We start from the raw sequence: 3,530 nt of genomic DNA, 5'->3' as shown, positions 1-3,530 counted from the left end.
GCGGCCCCCCCCCCCCGCCGCGCCGGCCGGGCCCCGGCACGGCCGGCCCCGTCCGGCGCCGGCCGCCGCTGCCGCCGGCGGTGTGCTGCTGGGCAGCCTGCCGTACCTGTCGTACGGGCTGCTGCCGCTGTTCGCGGTGCCGCTGGCGGTCCTGCTGCTGCTCCGCCCGCACCCGCGGATGCTCGTGGCGCTGGGCGCGGGGCTGGTGGTGGTACCGGCCGCGTTCACGCTGCTGGGGTTCTGGTGGCCGGACGGCGTCCGCGCCACCCTGGACACCTACCTCGTCAGCCGCGGCTCGGCGCAGCGTTCCTACGCCTACTTCCTGTTCGGCGACCTCGCGGTGCTGGGGCTGCTGACGGGTCCCGCGGTCGCGTACGCGCTGCCGCGCACGGCGCACGTGCTGTGGCGCGCGGCCCGCACCCGCGCGGTGTCCCCGGCGGCGGCGGTGGCGCTGCCGGCGTGCGCGGCGCTGCTGGGCGTGGTCGTGCTGGACCTGTCGGGGGTCACCAAGGGCGAGGTCGAGCGGATCTGGGTGCCGTTCGCGGCGTGGCTGGTGGCGGCCGCGTCGCTGCGGGCGTCCGGATCGGGGCGGGCGGCCGGGGCGCGGTGGTGGCTGGCGGCGCAGGCGGCCACGGCGATCGCCGTCCAGGCCCTGGTGCTGTCCCCCTGGTGATCACCCGCCGGACCGCCCGCCCGGATTCGTCCGCCGGGTCACCAGGGGACGGCGCCGTCGTCGTCGAAGAACCCGCCGGTCGGGCCGCCGTCGGGCAGGGTCGCCATCCGGATCGCGATCGCGGCGCCCTGCTCGGCTGTGCGGGTGATCGTGCGGCCCGCGCGGATGTGCTCGATCGCGAAGTCGGTGGCGCAGGCGCCGGGCGCGACGGCGTTCACCAGGATGCCGGTGTCGCGCAGCTCCTTGGCGTACTGGACGGTCAGCATGTTCAGCGCGGTCTTGGACTGCGGGTAGGACGCCACGGCGCCCAGGTTCCAGAAGTAGTGGTCCGGGTCGGTCATGTGGGTCAGCGACCCGGTGCCGCTGGAGACGTTGACGATCCGGGCGGCGGGCGAGCGGCGCAGCAGCGGCAGCAGCGCGTTGGTCACCCGCATCACGCCGAACAGGTTGGTGTCGAACACGCGGCGGACATGGTCCAGGTCGGCCTCCGAGGGAGGGTCGTTCGGGCCTTCGGAGATGCCGGCGTTGTTGACCAGGACGTCCAGCCGTCCCGGAGAGGCGGTCACGGTGTCGGCGGCGGCCCGGACGCTGTCGTCGTCGGTGACGTCCAGCCGGACGAACCGGACGTCGTGCCCCGCGTCGCGCAGTTCCGCCGCCGCCTTCTCGCCGAGGTCGGGGGTGCGGGCGGCGAGCAGCACGGTCATGCCGCGCGCCGCGAGCCCCTCGGCGATGGCGCGCCCGATTCCCTTGTTGGCCCCGGTGACCAGGGCGACCTTGGCGTTCGTGGGTCGTTCGCTCATGCCCTCGATCCCATCACCGGGGCCCGGGCGGACTCCAACACCGACCGGACCACGATCGATACCCTTGAGGTATGGATCTGGTGGAGACGCGGGAGCTGGCCTACTTCCTGGAGGTCGCCCGGGAGCTGCACTTCGGGCGGGCCGCCGAACGGCTCGGCATCGCGCAGCCGCCGCTGTCGCGCGCGATCGCGCGGCTGGAGCGGCGGCTCGGCGTCCGGCTGCTGGAGCGCACCAGCCGCCGGGTGACGCTGACCCCGGCGGGCGAGACCCTGCTGGCCGAGGGCGGCGCCGCGCTGGCGGCCGTGGAGGCCGCGGTGCTGCGCACCCGCAGGGCCGGCGGGACCGGCGCCCGGTTCGTGCTGGCGATGAAGCCGGGCGGCGACGGCGGCGGGCTGCTGCCGGACGTCCTCGCCGAGTACGAGCGGGAGCCGGACGCGCTGCCGGTGGAGATGGTGTTCGGCCACGGGGCGCGGCAGGCGCTGGACGACGGGCGCGCCGACGCCGCCCTGCTGTATGCGCCGCGCGCCGACCTGACCGGCCTGGCCGTCGAGGAACTGGTGGTGGAACCGCAGGTCGTCGTCCTGCCCCGCACCCACCGGCTCGCGGGCCGGGCGCGGGTGTCGATGGCCGACCTGGACGGGGAGGTGCTGCCGCGGACCCCGGCCCGGCCGGGCGGCGACGGGCCGATGGTGACCGACGGGGGCCAGGTGATGCAGCTGATCGCGCTCGGCCGGATGGTGGCGGTGCTGCCGCGGTCCTACCGGCGGCTGCTGCGCGACGACCTCACGGCGGTGCCGGTGCCCGACGCGCCGCCGACGACGCTGGTGCTGGCGTGGCCCGAGGAGTCGCGGTCGCGGGCGCTGGCGGCGTTCGTCCGCGTCACCGCCGCGGTCGCCGCCCGCCGCAACGCCGGCCGGAACACGGAGGCGGGCGCGCTTCGGACCGTCCCTGACCTGCGCTGACGGAGGCGGCGAAAAAAGTCCGAGAAAAAACGGGCCGGGATGTCGATCCGGCGTGCGCCCGTGCGACGCGTCAGTGAAGGCACGAGACGAGCACGTCGCACGGAAGGACACCGCCATGACCGTCACCCAGATCCTCGCCGCCCCCGCCACCGGCTCCGTCGAGGGCCGCCGCCGTGTCCTGCGCCGCGTCCTGTGGACCGCGCAGGTCCTCATCGCCGCGTTCCTGTTCTTCGCCTCTGCGATGCCGAAGTTCGCCGGGCAGGCCGACGCGGTCGAGACCTTCACCAGGATCGGCTGGGGGCAGTGGTTCCGGTACGTGACCGGGACCGTCGAGGCCGCCGGCGCGATCGGGCTGGTGGTCCCGCGGCTGGCCGGGTTCGCCGCGACCGCGCTGATCGGCCTGCTGGCGGGCGCGGTCCTCACCCACCTGCTGGTGCTGGACGCCGCGTGGGCGCTGTTCCCCGCCGCGCTCGCCGCCGTCTGCGCGGTGATCGGCTGGGACCGCCGCGCCGAGACCCGCGACCTGCTGCGCTCGGTCGCCGGCCTGCTCCGCCGGTGACGGCGCCGCGCCGGAGCCCGGCCCCGGACGCCCGGGGGAGTCACGCGCCGGGCCAGGTGATGAGGGCGCGCCCCCAGGTCAGGCCGGCACCGAACCCGGCGAGCAGCACCAGGTCGCCGCCGCCGACGCGGCCGGTGCGCACGGCACGGTCCAGGGCGTAGGGGAGGCTGGCGGCGCCGATGTTGCCGACGTCCTCCCCAGCGATCATCAGCTGGTCCGGTTCGAGGCCCGCGTCCCCGGCCAGCGACGCCACCAGCCGCGGGTTGGGCTGGTGCGGGACGACCAGGGCGAGGTCGGCGGGCTTGATCCCGGCGTCCTCGCACGCCTCGGCGACCATCCGGGGCAGGGCGCCGGCGATGAAGTCGCGGACGGCGCGGCCGTCCATGTGGATGGTGTGGCCGAGATCGGCCAGTGTGGCGGCGTCGGCGGGACGTCTGGAGCCGCCGGCGGGGATGAGGACGTCGTCGGCGCGGGTGCCGTCCGAGCCGAGCGTCACCGGCCCGATCCCGTAGGGGGCGGGGACGGGCCCGACGACC

4 protein-coding genes and 1 pseudogene are annotated in these 3,530 nt (G+C 76.1%); 3 read left to right on the top strand and 2 right to left on the bottom strand.

Translation table 11 applies throughout. The annotated features are described in order from the left end of the window. Window positions 1-673, top strand: a pseudogene (locus tag ABZ914_RS44120) (hypothetical protein); the annotation flags it as partial. A 38-nt stretch (window positions 674-711) separates the two neighbouring features. On the opposite strand, the gene ABZ914_RS44115 reads toward ABZ914_RS44120, so the two are convergent. Beyond that, window positions 712-1,473, bottom strand: coding sequence for an SDR family oxidoreductase (locus ABZ914_RS44115; RefSeq protein ID WP_500200697.1), 762 nt, complete (start codon window positions 1,471-1,473; stop codon window positions 712-714). Between the two features lie 71 nt (window positions 1,474-1,544). Between ABZ914_RS44115 and ABZ914_RS44110 the strand changes: the two genes are divergently transcribed. Further along, complete coding sequence (locus ABZ914_RS44110; RefSeq protein WP_500200696.1) at window positions 1,545-2,435, top strand: LysR family transcriptional regulator; 891 nt, start codon at window positions 1,545-1,547, stop codon at window positions 2,433-2,435. Between the two features lie 115 nt (window positions 2,436-2,550). Beyond that, complete coding sequence (locus ABZ914_RS44105; RefSeq protein WP_190856722.1) at window positions 2,551-2,994, top strand: DoxX family protein; 444 nt, start codon at window positions 2,551-2,553, stop codon at window positions 2,992-2,994. A 40-nt stretch (window positions 2,995-3,034) separates the two neighbouring features. On the opposite strand, the gene ABZ914_RS44100 is transcribed toward ABZ914_RS44105, so the two are convergent. Continuing rightward, window positions 3,035-3,530: 3-oxoacyl-ACP synthase III family protein (locus ABZ914_RS44100; RefSeq protein WP_500200695.1), on the bottom strand; the 496-nt coding region annotated here is incomplete at its 5' end.

Origin of the sequence: Spirillospora sp. NPDC046719 (assembly GCF_040645715.1) — a bacterium.
Lineage (GTDB): Bacteria > Actinomycetota > Actinomycetes > Streptosporangiales > Streptosporangiaceae > Spirillospora.
This window is presented reverse-complemented; position numbering and strand designations above follow the sequence as displayed.